Annotated in this window: 17 protein-coding genes; 8 read left to right on the forward strand and 9 right to left on the reverse strand. The window is 68.3% G+C overall.

The genetic code is table 11. The features are described from left to right. The first annotated feature begins 66 nt into the window (after nucleotides 1–66). The 8 genes from QOZ99_RS13375 (at nucleotide 67) to QOZ99_RS13410 (ending at nucleotide 11,613) form a co-directional block, all read left to right on the forward strand. Nucleotides 67–2,802, forward strand: a complete 2,736-nt coding sequence (locus QOZ99_RS13375; RefSeq protein ID WP_306890485.1) for an ABC transporter transmembrane domain-containing protein — start codon at nucleotides 67–69, stop codon at nucleotides 2,800–2,802. Next, nucleotides 2,799–3,317, forward strand: coding sequence for a cyclic nucleotide-binding domain-containing protein (locus QOZ99_RS13380; protein WP_306890486.1), 519 nt, complete (start codon nucleotides 2,799–2,801; stop codon nucleotides 3,315–3,317). The genes QOZ99_RS13375 and QOZ99_RS13380 overlap by 4 nt, the downstream gene beginning before the upstream one ends. A 9-nt stretch (nucleotides 3,318–3,326) precedes the next feature. Then, complete coding sequence (locus QOZ99_RS13385) at nucleotides 3,327–5,069, forward strand: adenylate/guanylate cyclase domain-containing protein (RefSeq protein WP_306890487.1); 1,743 nt, start codon at nucleotides 3,327–3,329, stop codon at nucleotides 5,067–5,069. Between the two features lie 3 nt (nucleotides 5,070–5,072). Continuing rightward, nucleotides 5,073–6,980 (forward strand): ABC transporter ATP-binding protein, encoded by a 1,908-nt coding sequence (locus tag QOZ99_RS13390; protein ID WP_306890488.1) that lies wholly within the window; start codon nucleotides 5,073–5,075, stop codon nucleotides 6,978–6,980. A 7-nt stretch (nucleotides 6,981–6,987) separates the two neighbouring features. Continuing rightward, entirely contained in the window at nucleotides 6,988–8,958 is a 1,971-nt protein-coding gene (locus QOZ99_RS13395; protein ID WP_306890489.1) for an ABC transporter substrate-binding protein, read from the forward strand. A 5-nt stretch (nucleotides 8,959–8,963) separates the two neighbouring features. Beyond that, the gene (locus QOZ99_RS13400; protein ID WP_183190958.1) at nucleotides 8,964–9,962 is read left to right on the forward strand and encodes an ABC transporter permease; all 999 of its coding nucleotides are present in this window, start codon (nucleotides 8,964–8,966) and stop codon (nucleotides 9,960–9,962) included. Between the two features lie 65 nt (nucleotides 9,963–10,027). Next, a complete protein-coding gene (locus QOZ99_RS13405) occupies nucleotides 10,028–11,170 on the forward strand; it encodes an ABC transporter permease (RefSeq protein WP_306890590.1) in 1,143 nt (380 codons plus the stop codon). Nucleotides 11,171–11,184: 14 nt separating this feature from the next. Then, nucleotides 11,185–11,613: a class I SAM-dependent methyltransferase gene (locus QOZ99_RS13410; RefSeq protein ID WP_306890490.1), complete on the forward strand. Its 429-nt coding sequence runs from the start codon at nucleotides 11,185–11,187 to the stop codon at nucleotides 11,611–11,613. On the opposite strand, the gene QOZ99_RS13415 is transcribed toward QOZ99_RS13410, so the two are convergent. The 9 genes from QOZ99_RS13415 to QOZ99_RS13455 all read right to left on the reverse strand — a co-directional run bounded on the left by QOZ99_RS13415 (nucleotide 11,595) and on the right by QOZ99_RS13455 (nucleotide 24,386). Then, nucleotides 11,595–13,547 (reverse strand): glycosyltransferase, encoded by a 1,953-nt coding sequence (locus QOZ99_RS13415; RefSeq protein WP_306890491.1) that lies wholly within the window; start codon nucleotides 13,545–13,547, stop codon nucleotides 11,595–11,597. The genes QOZ99_RS13410 and QOZ99_RS13415 overlap by 19 nt on opposite strands. Further along, nucleotides 13,544–14,668, reverse strand: coding sequence for a glycosyltransferase family 4 protein (locus QOZ99_RS13420; protein ID WP_306890492.1), 1,125 nt, complete (start codon nucleotides 14,666–14,668; stop codon nucleotides 13,544–13,546). The genes QOZ99_RS13415 and QOZ99_RS13420 overlap by 4 nt, the downstream gene beginning before the upstream one ends. Before the next feature lie 4 nt (nucleotides 14,669–14,672). Further along, nucleotides 14,673–16,088, reverse strand: a complete 1,416-nt coding sequence (locus QOZ99_RS13425; protein WP_306890493.1) for a glycosyltransferase — start codon at nucleotides 16,086–16,088, stop codon at nucleotides 14,673–14,675. 1 nt (nucleotide 16,089) lies between these two features. Continuing rightward, nucleotides 16,090–17,367: a glycosyltransferase family protein gene (locus QOZ99_RS13430; protein ID WP_306890494.1), complete on the reverse strand. Its 1,278-nt coding sequence runs from the start codon at nucleotides 17,365–17,367 to the stop codon at nucleotides 16,090–16,092. A gap of 235 nt (nucleotides 17,368–17,602) precedes the next feature. Further along, nucleotides 17,603–18,658, reverse strand: a complete 1,056-nt coding sequence (locus QOZ99_RS13435) for a cytochrome d ubiquinol oxidase subunit II (protein WP_306890495.1) — start codon at nucleotides 18,656–18,658, stop codon at nucleotides 17,603–17,605. A 3-nt stretch (nucleotides 18,659–18,661) separates the two neighbouring features. Beyond that, nucleotides 18,662–20,125 carry a cytochrome ubiquinol oxidase subunit I gene (locus QOZ99_RS13440; RefSeq protein WP_306890496.1) on the reverse strand — a complete coding sequence of 488 codons (1,464 nt, stop codon included), beginning with the start codon at nucleotides 20,123–20,125 and terminating at the stop codon, nucleotides 18,662–18,664. 2 nt (nucleotides 20,126–20,127) lie between these two features. Further along, the gene (locus QOZ99_RS13445; RefSeq protein ID WP_306890497.1) at nucleotides 20,128–22,428 is read right to left on the reverse strand and encodes an FdhF/YdeP family oxidoreductase; all 2,301 of its coding nucleotides are present in this window, start codon (nucleotides 22,426–22,428) and stop codon (nucleotides 20,128–20,130) included. A gap of 291 nt (nucleotides 22,429–22,719) precedes the next feature. Beyond that, a complete protein-coding gene (locus tag QOZ99_RS13450; protein ID WP_306890498.1) occupies nucleotides 22,720–23,328 on the reverse strand; it encodes a cytochrome b in 609 nt (202 codons plus the stop codon). Continuing rightward, nucleotides 23,325–24,386, reverse strand: coding sequence for a catalase family peroxidase (locus QOZ99_RS13455; RefSeq protein WP_306890499.1), 1,062 nt, complete (start codon nucleotides 24,384–24,386; stop codon nucleotides 23,325–23,327). Before QOZ99_RS13455 ends, QOZ99_RS13450 begins: the two co-directional genes overlap by 4 nt. Between the last annotated feature and the right edge of the window lie 128 nt (nucleotides 24,387–24,514).

Raw genomic sequence — 24,514 nt, forward strand, 5'->3', positions numbered from 1 at the left:
GGGTGGTCGGCTGCCTATTTATGACGATCGGAATTTTAGGTTCTGCCAGCGAAGGGCGCAAAGGCCTTGTCCCTCAATTTCTTCAGTTATGTCTGGCACCACAGCCGGCGGGAGCAGTTGATCGTCCTGATCTTCGTGGTGGCGTCGCTGCCCTTCTACTGGTGGTCGCTCGACGTGCCCAAGCGCATCGTCAACGAGGCTATCCAGGGCAACGTCTTCAAGCACGGCGAGGCGGGCGCGCGCCTGTTCGACTATTCGCTCTCGCTGCCCGATTTCCTCGGCGGCGCCACCTGGCAGATCACCGATGGCCTGTTGCTGGCGCAGGTGCCCTACCTGTTCGCGCTGAGCATGGTCTTCCTCGTGCTCACGCTGATCAACGGCTGGTTCAAATACGTCATCAACATCCGCAAGGGCGTGCTTGGCGAGCGGATGCTGCGGCGGCTGCGCTTCGAACTTTTCGAGCTGGTCATGCGCTTCCGGCCGGAGGATGTGCGCACCACCAAGTCGGCCGAAGTCACCTCGATGATCAAGGACGAGGTGGAGCCGATCGGCGGCTTCTTCGGCGAGGCCTTCATCACGCCGGCCTTCCTCGGCACCCAGGCCATCACCGCGATGGCCTTCATCCTGGCGCAGAACATGTGGCTGGGCACGCTGTCGCTCTCGCTCATCCTGGTGCAGGGCGTGGTGATCCCCTATCTGCGCCGCGAGCAGATCCGCCTCGGGCGGATGCGGCAGATCGAATCGCGCCGGCTGGCCGGGCGCATCGGCGAGATGATCGATGCGGCGCCGGCGCTGCACGTGTTCGGCGTGGCGCTCTACAGCGCGGCCGAGATCGGCCAGCGCCTGGGCACGCTGTTCCACATCCGCCTGCAGCTCTACCGCCGCAAGTTCGCGGTGAAGTTCCTCAATAACCTCTTGTCCCAGCTCACCCCCTTCATCTTCTACACGCTGGGCGGCTATCTCGCGCTCAAGGGGCGGCTCGACATCGGCCAGCTGGTGGCGGTCATCGCCGCCTATCGCGACCTGCCGGGGCCCATCAAGGAACTGATCGACTGGGACCAGCAGCGCGCCGACGTGACGGTGAAATACGAGCAGGTGGTGGGGGCCTTCTACAAGGAGACCCTGCTGCCGCCCGATCCGGTGCGTGACCCCGAGCCGATCCCGCGCGACGCGCCGATCACCATCGTCGGGCTGCGCGTGATGAACGGGCGCGGCCTCGTGCAGATCGACCGCATGTCCGCCGCCATCGGCCGGCCGGGCCGCGTCGCGCTGGTGGGTGCCGCCGGCAGCGGACGCGACATCCTGCCCAAGGTGATGGGGCGCCAGATCACCGATTATCAGGGCAGCGTCACCATTGGCGGGCACGAGGTGGGGGCGATGTCGGACCGCGAGGCGAGCGCCGTGATGCTGTATGCCTCCGGCGAACCCTTCATCATGTCCGGCTCGATCCGCGACAATCTGTGCCTCGCGCTGCGCCGGGCGCTGCCGGTGCCGGACGAGCCGAAGGATGCCGCCGCCCGCTACTGGCGGGAAGAAGCGCTCGCCACCAACAACCCGATCGTCTCGCCCGATGCCGACTGGATCGACTATCATGCCAGCGGCCTTTCCGGGCCGGCCGATCTCGATGCCGCCATCATCCAGGCGCTGCGCACCGTGCGCGGCTATGACGACATCTTCCGCGTCGGCCTGACCAGCAAGCTGGGCGACGACCTTGGCGAGGATCTGGCCGAGCGCCTGTTGGGCGCGCGCGGAGCCATTTACGCGCGCTATGAGCAACTGGGCCTCGCCAGCTATGTCGAGACCTTCCAGCCCGAGCGCTTCAACGCCAATGCCACGATCGGCGAGAACCTCTTGTTCGGCGTGTCGATCGGCAAGCGGTTCGCGGCGGAGAAACTGGCCCACGATCCGTTCGTGCGCTCGATCATCGCCGCCGAGGCGCTGGTGGCCCCGCTCACCAATATCGGCCTCAAGATGGTGGAGACGGTGGCGGAGGCCTTCCAGGGCCTCGCCGCGGACAACCCGCTGCGCGAACGCTACTCGTTCATCGACGAGGCCGAGCTCAGCGAATTGTGGCCGCAGCTGCAGGGCACGTGGCAGCGCGGCCAGCGCCGCCAGTTCTCGCCGGAACTGCGCGACAAGCTGGTCGGCTACGCGCTCATGTATGTGGAGCCGCGCCACCGGCTCAGCCTGATCGACGAGCATCTCGTCGCCCGCGTGCTGCGCGCCCGCGGCAGTTTCCGCGACTTCCTGCCGGCCAAGGATGCCGGCGAGATCGAGTTCTACGATCCCGAGCGACTGATGCCGGCGGCGACGATCCGCGACAACCTGCTGTTCGGCCGCATCCGCTACGGCAAGATGCACGCGCGCGACAAGCTGCTGGACGCCGCCCATGCGGTGCTCGACGAACTGGGGCTGGAGAGCTTCGTGGTCTCCAAGGGCCTTGAGCAGGATGCCGGCCCGGGCGGCCGCCTGCTCTCGGTGCAGCAGCGGGTGACGGTGCATCTGGCCCGCGCTCTGCTGCGCCAGCCCGACATTCTCATTCTTGACGATGCTCTCTCTAGCTTCGGAGCGAGTGAGGCGCATATGATCATGGAGAATATCTTCGAGGCGATGGCGGGCCGGACCGTCATCGTCGCGCAGTCGAACGATGATGATCTCGACGCGTTCGATCTGGTGTTGACATTCGAGGGAGCCAAGCTGGCGGGAGCCGAGCGCAAGGGCTCCCCGTCCGGCACGCAGGCTCAGGAGGGTCGGCCAGTGGCGCCGGTTCGCGAGCAACAGCCGCAGGAGGCTATGAAATGACCATCGAGGACGAAGTCCGGTCGCTTCAGAAGTTCCGCATGTTCCGCGATGTGGAAGGTGCAAAGCTGAAGCTGCTCGCCATGATCAGCGACCGTGTCGTGTTCCAGCCCGGCGAGGTGATCTACGCGCAGGGCGATGCGTCCGATGCCGTCTACATCGTGCTGGAAGGCCAGTTCAAGGTGTCGCTCGTCACCGGCCATGGGGTGATCGACTTCGCCGAGCATGTGCGCGGCGTGCTGCTCGGCGAGGCCGGCGTGCTGTGCGACCAGAACCGCATGGCCACCATCACGGCGGAGACGCCGGTTGTCGCGCTCCGGGTCGATCGCGAGCCGTTCCTCCAGCTGCTGAAGGAATCGCGCCCGTTCAACCATGCGGTCGTGCGCGAACTGGGCCGCCAGATCATGGAACTCAACAATATCTGTGCCCAGCTGGTGGAACGTCTTCCCAAGGGGACGCCGGCCGTCGATGCAGGCCACAAGGTCGCTCTCACGGCGACTCATGAACAGGTGCATTGACGGTCACCCATGTCGCTGAGTTCGACGACCAGACCGGCTGAGGATGCCGGGCACAAGCGGACGCACCTGCGCGACGTGCCATGGGCGTGCGGGGCGCGGCAATGGTCCGGCATCATCCTGTTCGCCTTCGTGCTGACCCACCTCCTCAACCACGCCGTGGGCGTGTTCGGGGTCGAGGCGATGCAGCATGTCCAGCAATGGCGCTGGTTGATCTGGCAGTCGCTGCCCGGCACGCTGCTGCTCTACGGCGCGGCGCTGGCGCATATGGGCCTCACCGCCTACCGGGTCACGCTGCGGCGCACCTGGCGCATGCCGCGCGACGAGGCGTGGCAGATCATGTCCGGCCTCGCCATTCCGCTGCTGGTCGTCAGCCACGTGGTGCAGACGCGCATCGCCCATACCTGGTTCGGCGTCGATACCGGTTACCAGGCGGTGCTGTACAAATTGTGGCCCGGCGCGGTGTTCTCGCAGAGCCTGCTGCTGGTGGTGGCGTGGAGCCATGGCGTGATCGGGATGCATCACGCCATGCGCTACCAGAACTGGTACACCGCGCGCTGGCGCACTGCCGGGCTGGTGCTGGCCGTGCTCATTCCCTGCCTGGCGCTGATGGGGTTCTTCGCCGGCGGGCGCGAGGCGGCGCTGGGGGCCGCGCCGGAAGCTCTGACCGCCGCGCAGGCCGGACGCCTCGCCATGGCCGGCGGCACGCTCTACTGGGGCGTGGCGGGCTTCGTCGCCGCCTTCGCCGGTCTCATCGGCGTGTTCTATATCCGCCGACGGGTGGGGGCGACCGTCACCATCACCTATCGCGGCTTCGGCCGGGTGGAGGTGCCGCGCGGCACCTCGGTGCTGGAGGCGAGCCGCATCAACCATATTCCGCACCCTTCCTCCTGCCGGGGGCGTGGGCGCTGCGCGACCTGCCGGGTGCAGGTGCTCTCGGGCAGCGAGCATGTGACCGAGCCGTTCGGCGGCGAGCGCATGGTGCTGGCCAGCCTCGGCGCGCCGGAGAATATCCGTCTCGCCTGCCAGCTGCGCCCGACGCAGGACCTTGGCGTGCGCATCCTGATGCCGGTGCTCGGCCGGCGCTTCGACGTCGACCAGGATGAGGCGGCGATGGAATGGGCGCTGGAGCGCGAGGCCACCATCCTCGTACTCGATCTTCGCGCGTTCACCACCTTGACGCACAACCGGCTTCCTTATGAGATCGCGGTGCTGGTGAACCGCTTCTCCTCGGAGATGAGGCAGGCGGTGGAAAGCCATGGCGGTCGTGTGGATCAGATGTATGGCGACGGGTTGATGGCGGTGTTCGACACGTCGGACAAGAAATCCACGGGCGCCCGTGCCGCGCTGCGGGCGGCGCGCGACATGTCGCGCGTGCTCGAACTGCTGAATGGCGAGATGCGCGGGGCGTTGCCCATCCCGATCCGCGCCGGCATCGGCATTCATACGGGCCGCGTCGTGCTGGCGCGCGTCAGCGACGGGCTCGGCGCCAATGAACTGCACGCCATCGGCGACACGGTGGCGGTGGCGGCGGCGCTGGAGAGCGCCTCCAAGGAATTCCTGTCCGACTATGTCGTCTCGAAGGAGGCGGCGGAGGCCTCCGGCTTCGATTTCTCCCGGCTGACCGCGCGCGAGGTGACGATGGACATCAGCGGGGCGAGCATTTCGGTCTATGCGATCGCCGATGCGGCCACGCTGGGCGAGGTCATGGCGGGCAAGGCGGTGCTCGGCATTCTCAACATGGCGAGGGCCTGAGGCGTGGAGCAGCCGGGTCCCGCCGATGTCCTGCGCATCGAGAATCTGCGCATTTCGTTCACGCTGCACGGCCAGCCCAACGAGGTGGTGAAAGGCGTCTCGCTGCGCGTCCCGGCGGGGCGCACCGTCGCTCTGGTGGGCGAGAGCGGATCCGGCAAGACGGTGATCTCGCAGGCGGTGATGGGCCTGCTGCCGCGCAACGGTTTCATCACGCAAGGGCAGATCCTGTTCGCCGATCCGGCCAAGGCTGGGAAGGTGATCGACCTTGCCAGCCTCGATCGTGACGGGCGCAAGATGCGCAAGCTGCGCGGCGGGCGGATCGGCATGATCTTCCAGGAGCCGATGTCCTCGCTCTCGCCGGTGCATACGATCGGCAACCAGATCGAGGAGGCGCTGCAGCTCCACCGTCCACATCCGCGCCGCGAGGCCCGCGCCGTGACCGAGCGGATGCTCGATCTGGTGGGCTTCCGCGACCCGCACCGCTCCTATGACCAGTATTCGTTCGAACTGTCGGGCGGCCTGCGCCAGCGCGCCATGCTGGCCATGGCGCTGATCTGCCGGCCGGCGCTGCTGATCGCCGACGAGCCGACCACCGCGCTGGACGTGACCATCCAGGCGCAGGTGCTGAAGCTGATGAAGGATCTTCAGCAGGAAATCGGCATGGCGATCCTGCTGATCACCCATGATCTCGGCGTGGTCGCCAACATGGCCGACGAGGTGGTGGTGGCCTATCGCGGGCAGATCATGGAAGCGGGCACGGCCGAGGACATTTTCCGCCGGCCCCAGCATCCCTATCTCAAGGCGCTGCTCAAGGCCTCGCCCGATTTCGACATGAAGCCGGGCGAGCGGCTGGTGGCGCTGCGCGAGATTGCCCCGGTGCTGCCGCGCGACTTCGCCCGGGGCGCCGACGAGGCCCCGGCGCGGGTGACGGACCTGGTCCGGCCGGCAGCGCCGCCGGTTCTGCTCAGCGTGCGCAACCTGCGCAAGACCTACGGGGCCAAGAAGGGCGCCGGCGTCGTCGCGGTGGACGATGTCAGCTTCGACGTGCTGCGCGGCCAGTGCCTCGGTCTGGTGGGCGAGAGCGGCTCGGGAAAATCGACCGTCGGCCACATGATCATGCGCTCGCGCAGCGCCGATTCCGGCTCCATCATCGTCAACGATCCCGCCGGCCCGATCGACGTGCGTGCCCTTGAGGGGGCCGCGCTCCGGGCGTTCCGCCCGCGCATGCAGATGATCTTCCAGGATCCGGTCTCCTCGCTGTCGCCGCGCATGACCGTGCTCGACATCATTCGCGAGCCGATGATCATCCAGGGCGCGGGCACCGACGCCGAGCAGAAGCGCCGCGCGGTGGAACTGATGGAGTGCGTCGGGCTCGATCCGCGCTTCCTCAGCCGCTACCCGCACAGCTTCTCCGGCGGCCAGCGCCAGCGCATCGGCATTGCCCGCGCCATCGCGCTCAACCCCGAGCTGATCATCTGCGACGAGCCGGTCTCCGCGCTCGACGTCTCGGTGCAGGCGCAGGTGCTCAACCTGCTCAAGGATCTGCAGGCCTCGCTCGGGCTCACCTATCTGTTCGTCTCGCACAATCTGGCTGTCGTCCACTACATGGCCGCCCGCATCGCCGTGATGGCGCGCGGGCGCCTTGTCGAGATCGGCCCGCGCGATGCCATCTTCGAGCGCGCGGCGCATCCCTATACGCAGGCGCTGCTGAAGGCGGTGCCGCTGCCGGATCTCGATCGACGGCTCGACTTCGCGACCTGCGTGCCGAGCGCCAGCATGTCGGACCCGGCCAACTGGCCGGAAAGCTTTCGCGGCGGCGCGCCGGGCCAGCTCGCCATGGTGGACCTGGGCGGCGGGCATCGGGTGCTGGCCGATCCGGCGTGCACCCTTCGCGACCTGACCGCGGCATGAGGAGCCGATGATGCTGAAGCGGGGGCTTCTCCTGATCGCCGGGCTGCTGGCGGCGCTGGTCCTGTCTCCGGCCCTCGCGCCGGCGGTGAGCGGCGTGGCGCGCGCGGAGGCGATCGACCTCTCGCTCGAGCCGCCGATCTTCGTGCGCGACATATGGGAGGGCCGCCTGCCCCCGCTGGCCCAGCGGCTGCCGCAGGTGCCGCGGGTGATCGACCTCAAGGCGGCCGGCAATGAACCGGGCCGTTATGGCGGCACGCTGCGCGCGCTGATGGGCGACCAGCGCGATATCCGCTTCGTCACGCTCTACGGCTATGCGCGCCTCGTCGTGTTCGATCTGGAAGGCCATATCGTCCCGGATATCCTGCTGAACGTGGATGTCGAGGAGGGGCGCCGTTTCACCCTGCATCTGCGGCCGGGGCATCGCTGGTCCGACGGGCAACCCTTCACCTCGGAGGATTTCCGCTACTGGTGGGAGGATGTCGCCAATGATCCCAAGCTCAATCCCGGCGGGCCGCCGCTGCAGATGCTGGTGGAGGGCGAGCCGGCGACCTTCGAGGTGATCGACGAGACGACCGTGCGCTACAGCTGGTCGAAGCCCAATCCCGGCTTCCTGCCGGCGCTGGCGGGCGCGCAGCCGCTCGTGATCGTCATGCCCGCCCATTACATGAAGCAGTTCCACCAGCGCTATGCCGACCCGCTGAAGCTCTCCAGCCTTATCAAGGAAGTGCGGGTGAAGGACTGGACGGCGCTGCACGACCGCATGTCGCGCTCCTACCGGCCGGAAAACCCGGACCTGCCGCTGCTCGGCCCATGGATCCCGCGCACCTCGCCGCCGGCCGAGTTCTTCGTGTTCGAGCGCAACCCGTTCTTTCACCGGGTCGACGAGCGCGGCCGCCAGTTGCCCTATATCGACAAGATAACCATCTCGATCGGTACCGCCTCGCTGATCGCGGCCAAGGTGGCGGCCGGCGGGGCGGATCTGCAGGCGCGCTATCTCAGCTTCGCCGACTACACCTTCCTCAAGGAGGGGGAGGCGCGCGGCGGCTACAAGGTGCGCCTGTGGGAGCGCGGCGAAGGCGCCTATGTGGCGCTGTTGCCCAACCTCAATGTCAAGGACCCGGGCTGGCGCACCGTGCTGCGCGACGTGAACGTGCGGCGCGCGCTCTCCGTCGCCATCAATCGGCGCGACATCAACCAGGTCATCTTCTTCGGGCTCGGCCATGAGGGCGCCAACACGGTGATCCCGGGCAGCCCGCTCTACGATTCGCGATATGACCGGGCCTGGGCGCAATATGATCCGGCGCTGGCGAACAAATTGCTGGACGCCGCCGGGCTCGACCGGCGCGATGATGACGGCATCCGCCTGTTGCCCGACGGTCGGCGCGCCGAGATCACCGTCGACACGGCGGGCGACAGTACCGAGCAGACCGACATTCTCGAACTGGTCGGCTATGACTGGCAGAAGATAGGTATCAAGCTGTTCGTGCACAGCGCGCAGACCAACCTGCTCCGGCGCAGCGTCATCGCCGGCAACGTGATGATGTCGATCTGGCCCGGCCTCGACAATGCGGTGCCCGGTCCCGACATGCCGCCCGATGCGCTGGCGCCGACCAATTCCATGCAGTTCCAGTGGCCGCTCTGGGGGCAATATGTGGATAGCGGCGGGCGCGAGGGCGAGAAGCCGGATGATGCGGCGGCGGCCGAACTGGCCGATCTCGCCCTGCAATGGCGCCGCTCGGTGAGCACGCAGGAACGGCGCGCCATCTGGAAGCGCATGCTGGAGATCAATGCCGACCAGGTTTTCACCATCGGCGTGATCAACCGCACCTCGCAGCCGGTGGTGGTGAGCCGCCAGCTGCGCAACGTGCCGGAAACGGGGATCTACAGTTTCGAGCCCGGCGCCTATTTCGGCATCTACATGCCGGACACGTTCTGGTTCGACGACGGCACCTCCGGCCTTGAAGTGACGAGGGACTGAGGATGCTGCTGCGCTATATTCTCCGCCGTATCCTCATCATGATCCCGACGCTGCTGGTGACCAGCGCGCTGATCTTCACGGTGATGGAACTGCCGCCGAGCGATTATTTCGAGACCTATGTGGCGGAAATGGCCGCGCAGGGCGAGAAGGCCGATACCAGCCGCATCGAGTTCCTCAAGCGGGAATATGGCTTCGACCGGCCGCCGATCGAGCGCTACTTCTACTGGATCGCCAATTTCGTGCAGGGCGATTTCGGCTACTCGTTCGAATACGAGATGCCGGTGCGGGACGTGGTGGGCGACCGGCTGGCGCTGACCATCCTCGTGTCGTTCTGCACCATATTGATGACCTGGATCGTCGCCTTCCCGATCGGCATCTATTCCGCAACCCACCAGTATAGCTGGGCTGATTACGGGCTCACCTTCATCGGCCTGCTGGGCATCGCCGTGCCGCATTTCCTGCTGGCGCTGATCTTCATGTATTTCGCCAATGTCTGGTTCGGCCTGTCGATCGGCGGGCTGATGGACCCGGTCTACCTGAACCAGCCGATGAGCTGGGAGAAGGCGCAGTCGATCCTCGCCCATCTGTGGATCCCGGTCCTCATCATCGGCGCCGGCGGCACCGGCTCCATGGTGCGCGCCATCCGCGCCAACCTGCTGGATGAATTGCAGAAGCAGTACTACGTGACCGCCAAGGCGAAGGGCCTGCCGCCCTTCCGGGCGCTGACGAAATACCCGCTGCGCATGTCGCTCAATTTCTTCATCTCGCATATTGGCGATGTGTTGCCGGCCATCGTTTCCGGCTCGGAACTGACCGCGGTGGTGCTCTCGCTGCAAACCACGGGGCCGCTGCTGCTGCGCGCGCTGCAGAGCCAGGACATGTATCTGGCCGGCTCGTTTCTCCTGTTCCTGTCCTGCCTCACCGTGGTCGGCGTGCTGATCTCCGACATCGCGCTCGCCTTCCTCGACCCGCGCATCCGGCTTCAGGGAGGGAGCACCAAGTGAACGCCGACGCCGCCCTGTCCGATGCCGCCCCGTCCACCGTCCGGCTGCCGCCCTCCGGCGCGCCGATGACGCATTACGTGGCGACCGGCCCGTTCGATCCGAACGCGACCGAGCCGATGACCAAGGCGCAGGAGCGGGTCTATCTCGCCTCCCAGCTCACGCTGATGTGGTGGAAGTTCCGCCGCCACCGGCTGGCGCTGATCTCCGGCATCTTCCTCCTCGTGGTCTATTTTTCGATCCTGTTCTGCGAATTCCTCGCGCCCTACGACTACCAGGCCCGGCATACCGACTTCATCCGCAGCCCTCCGCAGGGCATTCACCTGTTCCACGAGGGCAGCTTCATCGGCCCGTTCACCTACGGGCTCGACTACAAGCTCGACCTCGAAACGCTGCGGCGCACCTACACGCCGGATGAGAGCCGGATCTACCCGGTGCGCTTCTTCTGCCGCGGCGACAGCTACAGGTTCTGGGGCCTCATCGAGAGCAACCTGCACCTCATGTGCCCCGGCGAGGGGGGCACGCTGTTCCTGCTGGGCACCGACCGGCTGGGGCGCGACATGCTCTCGCGCATGATCTACGGCGCGCGCATCTCGCTCACCATCGGCCTGATCGGCGTGGCGGTCAGCTTCTCGCTCGGCATCGTCATCGGCGGCCTTGCCGGCTATTATGGCGGCATCTTCGACCTCTTGACCCAGCGCGCCATCGAGGTGGTGCAGTCGCTGCCGCATATCCCGCTCTGGCTGGCGCTCTCGGCGATCATGCCGCCGGACTGGAGCCCGATCCTGGTCTATTTCGGCATCACCGTCATTCTCGGCCTGATGGACTGGACCGGGCTCGCGCGCGCCGTGCGCTCCAAGCTGCTGTCGCTGCGCGAGGACGAATATGTCGTCGCGGCCCAGCTGATGGGCGCGCGCACGCCGCGCATCGTGTTCCGCCATCTGGTGCCGGGCTTCATGAGCCACCTCATCGCCATGGCCACCATCGCCATTCCCGGCATGATCCTCGGCGAGACCGCGCTGAGCTTCCTCGGCCTCGGCCTGCGCCCGCCCATCACCTCCTGGGGCGTGATGCTGAACGAGGCGCAGAACATCAATATCGTGGTTCTCTACCCCTGGCTGATCCTGCCGGTCGTGCCGGTGATCTGCGTCATCCTTGCCTTCAACTTCCTCGGCGACGGCCTGCGCGACGCGGCCGATCCCTATCGCTGACGGAAAGCCAACCGATGTCCACGCTGTCGCGGCTGGAAAAGACACTGTTCCGCCTTCAGGCGCAGCATGCCTGCCTTGCCCATGCCTTCGCCGCGATCGCCAGCCGGCCGGGGCCGGTGGTGGAGTTGGGCCTCGGGCTCGGGCGCACCTTCGACCATCTGCGCCGCCACCTGCCGGAGCGCGAGATCCATGTGTTCGACCGGGTGAACGGGGCCTATGAGGACTGCCAGCCCGATCCCGCCCTTCTGCATCTCGGCGAGATCGAGGAGACAGTGCCGGCGCTCGCGGGCCGGCTGGCCGGCCGGGTGGTGCTGGCCAATGCGGATCTGGGCTCGCATGACCGCGACTGCAACCGGCAGCTGGCGCTGGAGGGCTTCGAGGAGCCGCCCCGGCCGGCGGGCCTGCGCGAGGGCTGCTATTATCTCTACCGCCGCCCCGCCTGAGCGGCGAGGAGCGCGCGCGGGCTGGTGAAGCGCACCGTGCCCGATGCCAGCAGCCGGTCCATCACCTCGCCGAGGAAGCGATCAATCCAGCCGTCATGGACGAGATGATGGGTGAGCAGGCCGATCGGTTCCAGCACGTCCGGTTGGCTCGCCAGTTCCTCCTCGATCCGCCGCACCAGCCCGTCGAGCAGCCCGGCCTCTTCCGCCAGTCCGCCGCCGGCCCGCCAGTCGATCGGGTCCCAGTGGGTGTTGAGCCGGAGCGGTGCCGCTGGTCCGTCCGGGGGGCGGCGCTTGTAGGTGGAGAGCGCCGCGATCCCCAGAGCGGGTAGGCCTTCGGCCAGTTCCGGGGCGATACGGTTCCATGGCGGCACGAAGACCGGCAGCGCCCGCGCGCCGAACAGCGCATCGAGCCGCGCCCGGCCGGCCGCGATGTCGGCGATCATCGACGCGCGCGGCCGGTGCGCGCCGAATTCGGCCTTCTTCTCGCCCGCCGGCGCGTGGTTCACATGCGCCCAGCCATGCACGAGCACGTCCACCTGCGCCTCGCCGGCGAGCCGCTCGGCCAGCGCCGGCGTCGCGCGGGCAGGAATGACGGCGAGCGAAAGCGGCACGGCCCAGCGGGCGCGCGCCGCCAGCAGCGTGTCGAGCGCCGGCGTCGGGGCGATCGCATCATCGTCGCGCCACCAGAAGGCGAGGGGGCGGCCCGCCTTTCGCGCGCGGGCCAGCGTGGTCTCCAGCCGGGCCCAGGCGTGGCCGGCGGCGCGTCGGCGGATGATGGCCTCCTCGACCCGTGCGGCGGTGCGCGCGGCGCCGTCGCGGCCGATGCCGGACCAGTCCGGGCGGGGCTCGCCAAGCGCCGCACGCACCGTGGCGGCGAGTTCCGCGCCGGTCAGCGTCGCCGCCGCGAGCCTGCGCACGAGGCCGCGCCGCGCCAGTTCGCCGGCGCGTTGGGTCTGCTCCTGCTCCGCGCCCTCCGCGAAGGGAACGAGGATGGCGCGGGCCCCCGCCGCCGCGAGGTCGAGCACGGTATTGTAGCCGGCCTGGCTGATGGAGAGCGCGGCGCGCGCCAGCAGCGCGGGGAAGTCCGGCCGGGCGCGTTCGACCCGCATATTGGCCGGCGCGTCCGCCACCAGCCCCTCGAACGCCTCGATGGCTACGCCGGACCCCACCAGCAGCCGCCATTGCCGCTCCGGCACGAGACGCGCCGCTGCCAGCGCCTGACGCGCCAGCGGCAGGCCGGCCGCCGAGCCGCCACCGGAGACGACGATCTCGTCCGTGCCATCGGTGCCGCCATTGCCGGCCGCGCGGGCACCGTCATGCACATAGCCGGTCTCAATCAGCCGCCGCTCCAGTGCTGGCGGCACCGGCCAGGAGGCGCTGAGCGGGACCAGTGCGGCCGCGCCGTGGAACAGCACCCCATCATAGAAGGCGGCGAGCGTGGTGAGCGCGCCCTCGGCCTTCTCCGGCCTTGAGGGTGGGTTCAGCACGTCGCGGATCGAGGCGAGGATGACCGGGCGCGGCGTCGCGGCGCGGGCATGCCGCAGCAGCGCGTCGAACTCCGCCGCGAGCGAGCGCCGGCCGAACGGGTAAAGCTCGGTGATGAGCGCGTCGGGCCGGACCGCGTCGAAGGCCTCGATGAGCGCCGCCCGCCGTGCCGCCAGATACGCGGCATCGGCAATAATGCCGGGTGCCGCGTAGAGCGTGCGGAAATCGGTGCCGACACAGTGCACCGGGGGCAGCTGGATCCGGTGGCAGCCGGTGGTGTCGACCGTCGCCGCCGCCCGTCCGCCGGAAGCGAGGGTGACATCGACCCCCGCCGCCGCCATGGCCCGGCCCACCGCCGCCATGCGGGCGAGGTGGCCGACGCCCAGCAGATGGGTGACGACGATGAGCACGCGCGATGGTGTCCCCGCGGGGGTGTCGGTCGCGCTCATGCCGCTATCTCCGGCAGAATGATGCCGCTGGCGCGGAAGGCCTGCGCGAGCGTTGTCGCGGCGGCGGCCAGCGTGCGCTCGGCGCCGATGAAGCGGGCGGCGGCCTCGCCCATGGCACGACGGCGCTCTCCGTCCACCATCAGTTCCGCGACGGCCGCGCGAAAGGCCGGGATATCGCCGGGCGGGGTGAGCAGGGCCGTCTCGCCCGCCTTCACCGCGTCGGCAATGCCGCCATGGTTGCCGGCGATGCAGGGCAGGCCATGGGCCTGCGCTTCGAGATAAACGGCGCCGAATGCCTCGTTCACGCCGGGCCAGACGAACAGGTCGGCGGCGGAGAACACCTCGCCGAGCGCGGCGCGCCCGGCAATGGCGCCGCGAAAGCGCACCCGCGCGCCGAGCGGGGCAAGGGCGGCTTCCACCTCCGCCCGCGCCGGCCCGTCACCGACCACGTCGAGCGTCCAGTCCTCTCCGTCGAGCCCGGCCAGCGCCGCGCCGAGCTGGCGATAGGAGGCGAGCTTGTCGCCGGGGCGCATCATGGCGACGGTGAGCAGCCGCGCCGGCCGATCTTTCGAAATGGCACGGAGCAGCCCCCGATTTGGCCATTCCGTAGGGTCAATGAAGGGTTTGAGGTCGAAAATGCGCTGGTGTGGCGATTTCAGGCGGTCGAGCATGTCGCGATCGGCGGCGGTGGGGGTGAGCAGCAGGTCGGCTGCCGCGATGGCGGCTTCCGCCCGCGCGTGGCCTTCCGCGAAGGGGCCGTTGGCCCGCTTGGGCGCCCGCGACGGTTCGGCGATCACATAGGGCACGCCGAGCGCGGCGGCGAGCCGGGGGCCGATCAGGTCCGGCGCCTTGTAATAGACGTGGTAGGTGAAGACGCAGGCGATCCCGTCCTCGCCGTGCCGCGCCGCCAGAAGCCGCCGGATCTCCTCGCGCGCCCGTTCATCCAGCGCCGGCCAGCGCGCGGGATCGGGATCGGGCGCGAAACTGGTGAGGTGGGAAGCAAGTTCGACGGTGTAGCCGAGGCGCTCCAGCAGCCGCACGAACAGCCGTGCCATGGTGCGTTCGCCCGAGGGTACCGGATGGTCGGGCGCCTTGAGCGGCGCGAGAAACAGGCAGCGCATGCAATCAGCGCCCGGATGCCAGAGTCTCGGCCGGCGTGTTTTCGGCCGGCGTGTTTTCGGCCGGCGTGTTTTCGGCCGAGGTGTTCTCGACCGGCGTGTTCTCGACCGGCGACGCGGCCGCGGGCCGGCCGCCGGTGCCGCCCGAGGAGGCCTGAAGCCGGGTCTGGAGCCGGTCGATGCCCGCATCGAAGGTGAAATCGGCGGTCAGCCGCGCCAGCGCGGCGGCACCCAGCCGCAGGCGCCGCGGGGCATCGCCGATCAGCGCCGCGAGCGCCCCGGCGAGCGCTTCGGCGTCGCCCGGGGGGACGAGGAGGCCGTTCACGTCATCGTCGATGAATTCGGGCACGCCGGCGAAACGGGTGGAGATGGCGGGCAGGGCCTGCGTCGCCGCCTCCATCAGCACGTTGGGCAGGCCGTCGCGGTCGCCATCCTCGCCCGGCTGGCTCGGCAGCACGAACAGGTCCGCCTCGCGCAGCGCGGCGACCACGGCGGTCTGGGCCTGACTGCCGCGCCAGTCGATGCGGGTGGACAGGCCGAGCCGTTCCGCCTGTTGCTTGAGCCCCGCGAGCAACTCGCCCGTGCCGATATGGACGAGGCGCCAGTGCCGATCGGCCGGCAGCTGAGCGAGTGCGTCGAGCAGCTTGTCGAAGCCCTTCTTGGTGACGGCCCGCCCGACCGCGACCAGACGCACCGGGTCGGCGGGGTCGCGCCCGTCGGCCTGGCGGGTGCGCGGCGGCGGCGCGGGGAAGCGGGCGAGGTCGAGCCCGTGATAGACCAGCTCCACGCGCCCGGCCGCCGGCCCGGCGACGCGGCGCAGTTCGTTGCAGCCATCCTTCGTGCAGGCGACACCCCAGCTGGCATCCGCGATCTTCTCGGCCCGCTCCCATTCCGGGGTGGTCCAGATGTCCTTGGCATGGGCGGAAAAGGAGTAGCTGCGGCCGGTGAGCCGCGCGGCATAGCGCGTCACCGAGCCGGGCGTGTGCAGGAAATGCACGTGCAGATGGCGGATCCGCGGATCGATCTCACGCGCCAGCACCAGCGCCTGGCCGAGCCGGCGCAGGCGCCCCGCGCTCGGATCGCGCCGCAGGTCGCGCAGGAACAGGGCAAGCGTCGGGCGCCACGCGAGATGGCGCAGCGCGTGGACGAGGCCCTTCCAGACGCGGCGCGGATCATCCTTGAGATATTCCGGCAGGTAGAGGAGACGGGCCGCGATCTCCTCATGCATCGGGTGACGGTAGCGATCGGTGGGACGGCGCAGCGACCAGATGTCGAAAGCGAAGCCGCGCCGCTCCAGCTCCAGGATCTCCTGGGCGATGAAGGTCTCGGACAGGCGCGGATAGCCCTTGAGCACGATGGCGAGGCGTGCGGGCGCCTCACCGGCGGGAACCGGAGAGGTGGCCGCGCAGACGGGTGTCGTCACCTCAGCCCCCGAGGCCGATGGACGCGCCACAGGCGTCCGCCGGTTCCTCGATATAGGGCGCCAGATGGTTGGAGATGCTGGCGAGCCCGTCCAGCATGCCGGGCGTGGCGGCCTGCGAGGGCGGCTTCTGGTGGGCGAGCGCCTCCAGGGCGCGGGCCATCACCTGCGGATCGCGCGTCGCCGCGCCTTCCTCCACCGGATCGACCAGCATGCGCATGAGGCCGAGCTGCTCCGCCCGCGTGGCGCGGATCAGCTGCTCCTGGCGCGGGCGCGAGCGCGGCACCAGCAGGGCCGGCTTGTCGAAGGAGAGGATCTCGCAGAAGGTGTTGTAGCCGCCCATGGCGACCACGGCGGTGGCCCGGCTCATCAGCTGTTCGATCTTGGGATCGAACACGATCGCGTCCACCTTGGCGAGCCGGTCGATGCGCTCCTGGAAGTGGCTGCGCTGGGTGTTGGACAGGAAGGGCCCGAACGCGATCACCGCCGGCAAGGGAATGTCGGGATTGGCCTCATAGGCCGAAATGACCCAGTCGATCAGCCCTGCGCCGTCCGCACCGCCGCCGGTGGTGACGAGGATGAAGGGCCCCTTGGTGCTGCGCGGATAGCGCACGCCGGAATTGCCGACCGGCACCGAGCGGCGCAGATAGCCGGTATAGACGATGCGGGCATGCAGGTCCGCCGGCATCGGCATGGCGTCGAGCGGGCGGTAGAACGCTTCCGAGCCATAGACCAGCACGTCGTCGTAATAATCGGTCATGGCGCGGACCGCGCCCTTGTCGTGCCATTCGGCGCGGATGATCTCGGGGCTGTCGAGCACGTCGCGCACGCCGATGATGCGGCGCGTGCCCATGGCGCCCATCAATTTGAGGCTCGGCACCAATTCGCCGCGGAAGCCGGCCGGCTCCTTGTCGGCGATGAAGATGTCGGGGCGGAACGATTCGGCGGTCTGGCGGATCAGCGATTCGCGGATGGCCGTGACCTCGGCGAGGTCGAGGCGCAGATTGGCGCTGCCATAGCTGCCATTCTCGCTCTTGGCGATGCCGGGCACATGCACGAAGTCGATGCCGGGCGCGAAATTGAAGCTGCCCGCGAGCGCCGAGCCCGAAATGATGAGGACCGACACGTTGCCATGGGCGCCCACCAGCGCGTTGGCGATGGCGCGCGAGCGACGGATATGTCCCAGCCCGTAGGTGTCGTGGCTGTACATGAGGATGCGCGGCGTCTTCTTGCCCGCCCGAATGGCTTCCGGCGGCGACGCTGGGCTGGGAACACGTTCCATCAATATACCCGATAGGGGGGAGGCCACCGTGAAGCGGCAACCGGTCCGATGATACTGCCAGTTCTACATGGCCTGTCGCAGGATCGTAAGATAGGCCGGCTGCCTATGTCGAGACGGTGAGGAAAATCCCCCATGACCTTTGCGGCATCTCGCCCGCCGGGGGGACGGGCCCGCCAGCCCCCGAGATGCCGGCGCTCCGGTGCCGGGGCTACAGCGCCGGGGCCCGGGTGCCGGCTCACTCCGCAGGCTGGCGGGCGCTGCCGGTGCTGTGATCCTCGCCGCCATAGCCATGATGCACCCGCGCCTTGCCGCGGAACACCCAGTAGGCATGCGCCTGATAGGCGAGGACGATGGGCAGGATGACGGCGACGCCCACCCCCACGAACAGAAGGGCCTGCGGATCGGCAATGCCGTCCCACACCGTGACGTGGCGCGGCACGACATAGGGAAACAGGCTGATCACGAGGCCGAGGAAGCCGAGCAGGAAAACCGCGATGGCCCCGAGGAAGGTGCGGGTCTCCCCCCCGGTCCAGATGCCGCGCCAGATCATCGTCAGCACGCCGATGGTGACGAGCGGCACCGGGGCGAGGAAGGCGATGTTGGGCCAGGCGAACCAGCGCGCCGCCACTTCCGGCACGCTCCAGGCGCTCCACGCGCTGACCAGCGCCATCATGGCGGCGGTGAGGATCAGTGCGGCATGCGCCACTTCCCGCGCGAAGACCTGGGTCGCCCCGTCGGTCTTCCAGATCAGCCAGCCGGCACCGAGCAGGGCATAGCCGCCGAGCAGCCCCGCGCCGCAGGCAAGACCCAGCAGGGTGACGAAATCGAAGGTGCCGCCGGCGAACATGCCGTCCTGCACGTTCACGCCGCCGATCAGCCCGCCGAGGACGAAGCCCTGGCACAGCGTCGCCACGATCGAGCCGGCGGAGAAGGCGATGTCCCATACCCAGCGGAACTCGATCGTCTGCAGGCGGAATTCGAAGGCGATGCCGCGGAAGATGAGGGCGAACAGCATGAAGATGATCGGCAGGTAGAAGGCCGGCAGCAGCACATAATAGCCCGCCGGGAAGGTGGCGAGCAGCAGCGTGCCGCCCATCACCAGCCAGGTTTCGTTGCCGTCCCACACCGGTTCGACCGTGGCCATCATCAGGTCGCGGTCGGCCTCGCGCGGGGCGATCAGGAACAGGATGCCCACGCCGAGGTCGAAACCGTCGGCCAGCACGTAGACCGTCACGCAGAACGCCACCGCCGCGGCGAACAGCACATGGATCTCGTTGAGATGCGCCAGCATGGGTCAGGCTCCGTGCGGGTTGTCGAGGGAGAGGGCGGGGGACAGCGGCGCGCCGACGGTGGGCTGGACGAGCGGGCCGCCCACCAGTGTCGCGCTCGCGCGGTCCATGCCGGGGTGCAGGCGCTCGATCTCGCGATCGCCGGTGCCGGATGCCGGGCCACTGGGGCGGGGCCCACGGATCGCCACCCGTCCGGCGAACCACAGGAAGCTCAGCAGCAGAAGATGATAGATGACGATGAAGCCGACGAGGCTGAGCGTCACGGCATTTGCGGTGACGGGCGAGACCGCATCGGCCGTGCGCAATTGGCCATAGACGACCCAGGGCTGGCGCCCGGCCTCGGTGGTGGTCCAGCCGGCCAGCACGGCGAGGAAGCCGAGCGGGGTGGTGGCCATGGTGAGGAACTGGAACCAGCGTGTCTGGTAGAGCCGGCCGCGCCAGCGCAGCACGGCGCCGGTGATCGCGGTGGCGAGCAGGATGAGGCCGATGCCGACCATGATGCGGAAGGCAAAGAACACGATCGGCACGTTGGGCCGCTCCGATGCCGGAACCGCCTTCAGGCCCTGGACCTCGCCATCCCAGGAATGGGTGAGGTAGAGGCTCGCCAGATGCGGAATCTCGATGGCATAGAGGTTTTTCGCCGCCTGCATGTCCGGCCAGGCGATCACCGTCATGGCCGGGCCGCGCGTGGTGTCCCACAGCCCTTCCATCGCCGCCAGCTTGGTGGGCTGGTATTCGAGCGTGTTGCGCCCGTGCAGGTCGCCGATGAAGATCTGCAGCGGCACCAGGATGAGAGCCAGCCACATCGCCATGGAGAAGGCGAGCCGGTTGGCCTCGACATAGTGGCGGCGCCACATATGGAAGGCCGAGACGCCCGCCACCACGAAGGCGCCGGTGATGAGGCTCGCGCACACCATGTGGGCCAGCCGGTAGGGGAAGGACGGCGAGAAGATCACGTTCCACCAGCTCACCGTGTGAAAAATGCCCTGGGCGTCCGCCACCGCGCCGGACGGTGTCTGCATGAAGCTGTTGGAGGCGATGATCCAGGTCGCGGAGAGCAGCGTGCCACCCGAAACCATGCAGCACGCGAAGAAATGCGCCCCCCGGCTCACCCGGCCCTGGCCGAACAGCACGATGCCGATGAAGCCGGCCTCAAGGAAGAAGGCGGTGAGCGTCTCATACATGAAGAGCGGGCCGATCACATTCGACACGGACCGCGAGAAGCCGGCCCAGTTGGTGCCGACCTCGTAGCTGATGACCACGCCGGTGATGACGCCCATGCCGAAGGCGAGGGCGAAGATCTTGAGCCAGAACTGCATCAGATCGCGGTAGAGCACCCGACCGGTGCGCCACCACAGGCCGCTGAGCAGCGTGATGAAGCAGGCGAGGCCGATGGTGAGGGTCGGCCACAGGATGTGATAGCCGATGGTGAAGGCGAACTGCGCGCGGGCGAGGGCGACGGGATCCATGGTCAGGCGGCCTCCGTCCGGGCTTGCGAGCGGATGATGCGGATGGGGATGCCCTTGTAGGAGGGCGTGAAGCTCTGCGGATCGTGCGCGCCGAGCGGCACCAGCGGGTTGGTCTCGGGGTAGTAGGCCGCGCAGCTGCCGCTCGGGAAGGCGTGGGGCACCACCTTGAAGCCGCGCACGACGCGCTCGATTCCGTCGGCCCAGACGGTGACGAGGTCGACCCGCTCATCCGCCTTCAGGCCGCGCTTCTCCATTTCCTCAGGGCCGAGAAACAGCACGTCGCGCTGGCCGAACACACCGCGATAGCGGTCGGAGAGCGAATAGATCGTGGTGTTGTACTGGTCGTGGCTGCGCACGCTGGTGAGCCACAGCACATCGGGATCGTGCTGGGCGGGGTCCTCGCCGAGGCCGGCATAGAGGAGGAAATTGGCCTTGCCCGAGGCGGTCGCCCAGATGCGTTCGCGCGCGGAGGAGACGAGGTGGAAGCCGCCCGGCACGCGGATGCGGGCATTGTAGCCCTCGAAGATGGGGATGACCGCCTCGATGGCGTCGCGGATCGTGTCGTAGTCGGCGATGAAGCCCTCCCAGTCCACCACCGAGCGCCGGCCCAGCGTGGCCCGCGCCATGCCGGCGATGATGGCCGGCTCGCTCTTGAGCTGGTCCGAGGCCGGCTGGTTCATGCCGGTGGAGGCGTGCACCATCGACATGGAATCCTCCACGGTGATGGATTGCGGGCCGGTCGCCTGCACGTCGATCTCGGTGCGGCCGAGGCATGGCAGGATCAGCGCCTCGCGGCCGTGAATGAGGTGGCTGCGGTTGAGCTTGGTGGCGATGTGGACGCTGAGGTCCAGCTGGCGAAAGGCCTGGTGCGTCTGCTCCCAGTCGGGAATGGCGGCGACGATGTTGCCGCCGAGGCTGACGAAGACCCGTACCTCGCCCTTCACCATCGCTTCCAGCGCGGTGACGACATTATGCCCGTGCTTGGCCGGCGGGGTGAAGCCGAAGCGCTTTTCCAGCTGGCCGAGGAACTCGGGCGTGGGGATCTCGGTGATGCCCACCGTGCGGTCGCCCTGCACGTTGGAATGGCCGCGCACCGGGCACAGCCCGGCGCCGTCCTTGCCCATGTTGCCCTTGAGCAGGCAGAGATTGGCGAGTTGCTGGACGTTGCCCGCGCCGTGCCGGTGCTGGGTGATGCCCATGCCGAACACCACGATGGCGCGCTCGGCCTTCATGTAGATCTGCGCGGCTTCCTCGATCACCGCGCGTGTCAGGCCGGAATGGCGCTCGATGTCGTCCCAGCGCGTGGCCTTCACATCCGCCATCAGCGCGTCGATGCCGGCGGTGTGGCCGCGGATGAAGTCCCAGTCGAGCACCTCGATGCCGCGGCTGGCGCGGGCTTCCTCGTCGGCCTCGACCATGACCTTCATCAGGCCCTTGATGACGGCGATGTCGCCGCCGACCCGCACCTGGTGCAGCCGGCCGCTGATCGGCGTCGAGGTCAGGGTGGCCATTTCCACCGGGTTCTGCGGCGACTGGAAGCGCTCCAGCGCCCGCTCGCGGAACGGGTTGAAGGAGATGATGGAGGCCCCGCGCCGCGCCGCGTCGCGCAGGCTCGTCATCATGCGGGGGCTGTTGGTGCCGGGGTTCTGGCCGAAGATGAAGATGCAGTCGGTCTTGTCGAAATCGTCCAGCAGCACCGTGCCCTTGCCGACGCCAAGCGATTGCGGCAGCCCGACGCTGGTCGCCTCGTGGCACATGTTCGAGCAATCGGGGAAGTTGTTGGTGCCGAACTCGCGCACGAACAGCTGGTAGAGAAAGGCCGCCTCGTTGGAGGCGCGGCCGGACGTGTAGAACTCGGCCATGTCGGGGTTCGGCAGGGCGGCGAGGTGCCGGCCCACCGTGGCGAAGGCCTCCGCCCAGCTCACCGGCAGGTAGCAGTCGCTCGCCTCGTCATAGGCCATGGGATGAGTGAGCCGCCCCACCATTTCCAGCTCGTAGTCGCTCCAGGTGGACAGCTCGGCGACGGTGTGCGCGGCGAAGAATTCCGGCGTGCAGCGCTTGGCGGTGGCTTCCCAGGCCACGGCCTTGCCGCCGTTCTCGCAGAATTCGAAGGAGGAGGTGTGCTTGGGGTCCGGCCAGGCGCAGCCGGGGCAGTCGAAGCCCTCGGGCTGGTTCATGCGCAGCAGCGTGGTCGCGCCCTTGACCGGAATCTCCTGCTCGACGAGGTGCTCGGTCAGCGCCTTGAGCGCTCCCCAGCCGCCCGCCGGTTCGTCATACCGTCGGATGCTCTTTTTCCCGGACATGGATCGATCTCCGCTCATAACCCCATTGCAGGCGATGATGCGGGGAGCGGGGTCCGGGTTCTTTCGCAATGGCCCCCATTGTTGCGGGATGACACACCGCCCGTGTGGCGCTTCGCAAAACCGAAGGACCCGAGCGGCATCCGCCCCGGCACGCAGCGCGACGGGTGCGGGACGATGTGTGCAAGACGATGTGTGCAAGACGATGCGTGCAAGACGCGAAAAACCCCGCTCCGTTCTGCAACGGGCGGGGCTTTGCCAGGGGCCGGCCGGGAAAACAGGGAGCGCCGGCCGCTATTTCCTCGGCCGCGTCGCCTCCCGCGGGGCGGAAACCGATGCCATGCTCTCAAGCACGCCGTCGCGGCGGATGAAGCCGTGGAACAGAGCGGCGCCGACATGCAGGGCGATCAGCCCGAAAAAGGCGAAGGCGAGATAGAAATGCGCATTCCACAGCACGGTGTGCAGGGCGTCGCTGGGTGCCAGGATGGCCGGCAGCTGGATATGGCCAAGCAGCACCACGGGATAGCCGCCGGCCGACAGCATGCCCCAGCCCAGCAGCGGCATGCCGATCATCAGCGCATAGAGCCCGTAATGCGAGAGATGCGCGCCGAGCTTGATCAGCGGCGGCAGGTCGGCCGGCAGTGGCGGGGTACCGACGACGAGGCGCACGGCGAGCCGGATCAGCGCGAGCAGCAGGATGACGAAGCCGAGCGTCTTGTGGGTCTCGACCAGCGGCAGGTATTTCGGCGTGACGGTGGAGTTCATGCCGACGCCGATGAACAGCATCGCCAGGATGCAGACCGCCATCAGCCAGTGCAGCAGGCGCTGGAGGGCGGAGAAGCGCGGGGTGGCGGAGGTGGATCTTCCCGTCACGGTGTTCCGGGTCATGGCGCTGGCTGTCATGGCGTGGCTCCCGTCGTGGCGGTCGCGTTATAGGGATAGTCCTTCACTTCCGATGTGCGCAGGTTGAACGAGCGCGCATAGGCGGCCGAGCGTGCCGCCGGGAACGGGTCATCGGAGACGGCAATGCCGTCCGGCAGGATGGTGGGGTCGAAATTGATGTCGCGGCACGGCCCGTCGCGCTCTTCCTCGATCTTCTGCACGACCAGCGTGCCGGCATCGATGGTGCGCCGGTCCGCCGGCCAGACCTTCGAGGGATCGTTGGTCGGGTCGCCGGCATCGGCAATGGTGATGACCAGATTCCAGCGCTGCGGGCCGGCCGCCACGCGCTGGGCGATCTCCTGCTCCAGGTGATCGGGGCCGAGCGCGGTCAGTTCCGCGTCGGTGATCGGCGTCACCGGCGCCTGCGGCACAAAGGACCAGCGCACGGCATGACGGGCGCCCGCCGCGTCGATGAAGATGAAGGCGTTGAGGCTGTTGAACGCGTCCTCGGCATAGCTCGCCGTCCACGGCGCGCCCTTCGCCCAGCCGGCGAAGGTGCCGAATTCCGGGTTGGCCGCGATGAAGCCCTTCATCGCCCCCGGATCCTTGCTGTGCGAGGCGGTCAGCAGGTCGTAGAAGGCCTGCGGCGTCGACACTGGGAAGAAGGGCGGGTCGATCATCGCGGCGCGCCAGAGCGTGCCGTCCGATGCCGTCAGCTGAAGACCCATGCCGCGCACCCGCACCGTGGCGTCCGGCGCGTTGGGATCGGCGGTGCCGAGATTGAAACGGCCGAGCGCGGGATAGGTGCCGGCGGCAAGAATGCCGGCGCGCGAGAGTTCGGCCCCCTTGCCGTTCGATTCGAACACGCCGGTGAAGCAGATGCCCTTGGCGTGGTTGCGCCGGTGGCCGAGCGCGGGCCCGCCAGGCGGGGCGAGCGCGGCAACGAGCCTGGTGGGCGTGAGGCGGCCGGGCGACAGCCAGCCCGCCGTATAGGCGAAGGCGCCGGTAGCCGCGGCGATGATGGCGGCGCCGATGGCGAATTTTGCCACATCGCCTCGTCGGATAGGTGTTCCCGGCATGATCCACTCCGCCCCTGATTGTCTTGAGACTGACCGGCCGGGCAGATCCCCGGCATCGGACCCTATCCATTACTCGGATCGCACGCCGGATATTCCCCGTTTGTGATAACGATTCCAAAAAAGCATGG

Origin of the sequence: Ancylobacter amanitiformis (assembly GCF_030814815.1) — a bacterium.
GTDB lineage: Bacteria > Pseudomonadota > Alphaproteobacteria > Rhizobiales > Xanthobacteraceae > Ancylobacter > Ancylobacter amanitiformis.

Excerpts from the sequence above, each read along its gene's own strand:
- QOZ99_RS13380 (WP_306890486.1), top strand. The coding sequence starts at position 2,799 with ATGACCATCGAGGACGAAGTCCGGTCGCTTCAGAAGTTCCGCATGTTC.
- QOZ99_RS13385 (WP_306890487.1), top strand. The coding sequence starts at position 3,327 with ATGTCGCTGAGTTCGACGACCAGACCGGCTGAGGATGCCGGGCACAAG.
- QOZ99_RS13395 (WP_306890489.1), top strand. The coding sequence starts at position 6,988 with ATGATGCTGAAGCGGGGGCTTCTCCTGATCGCCGGGCTGCTGGCGGCG.
- QOZ99_RS13405 (WP_306890590.1), top strand. The coding sequence starts at position 10,028 with ATGACGCATTACGTGGCGACCGGCCCGTTCGATCCGAACGCGACCGAG.
- QOZ99_RS13410 (WP_306890490.1), top strand. The coding sequence starts at position 11,185 with ATGTCCACGCTGTCGCGGCTGGAAAAGACACTGTTCCGCCTTCAGGCG.
- QOZ99_RS13415 (WP_306890491.1), bottom strand. The coding sequence starts at position 13,547 with ATGAGCGCGACCGACACCCCCGCGGGGACACCATCGCGCGTGCTCATC.
- QOZ99_RS13420 (WP_306890492.1), bottom strand. The coding sequence starts at position 14,668 with ATGCGCTGCCTGTTTCTCGCGCCGCTCAAGGCGCCCGACCATCCGGTA.
- QOZ99_RS13430 (WP_306890494.1), bottom strand. The coding sequence starts at position 17,367 with ATGGAACGTGTTCCCAGCCCAGCGTCGCCGCCGGAAGCCATTCGGGCG.
- QOZ99_RS13435 (WP_306890495.1), bottom strand. The coding sequence starts at position 18,658 with ATGCTGGCGCATCTCAACGAGATCCATGTGCTGTTCGCCGCGGCGGTG.
- QOZ99_RS13440 (WP_306890496.1), bottom strand. The coding sequence starts at position 20,125 with ATGGATCCCGTCGCCCTCGCCCGCGCGCAGTTCGCCTTCACCATCGGC.
- QOZ99_RS13445 (WP_306890497.1), bottom strand. The coding sequence starts at position 22,428 with ATGTCCGGGAAAAAGAGCATCCGACGGTATGACGAACCGGCGGGCGGC.
- QOZ99_RS13450 (WP_306890498.1), bottom strand. The coding sequence starts at position 23,328 with ATGACAGCCAGCGCCATGACCCGGAACACCGTGACGGGAAGATCCACC.
- QOZ99_RS13455 (WP_306890499.1), bottom strand. The coding sequence starts at position 24,386 with ATGCCGGGAACACCTATCCGACGAGGCGATGTGGCAAAATTCGCCATC.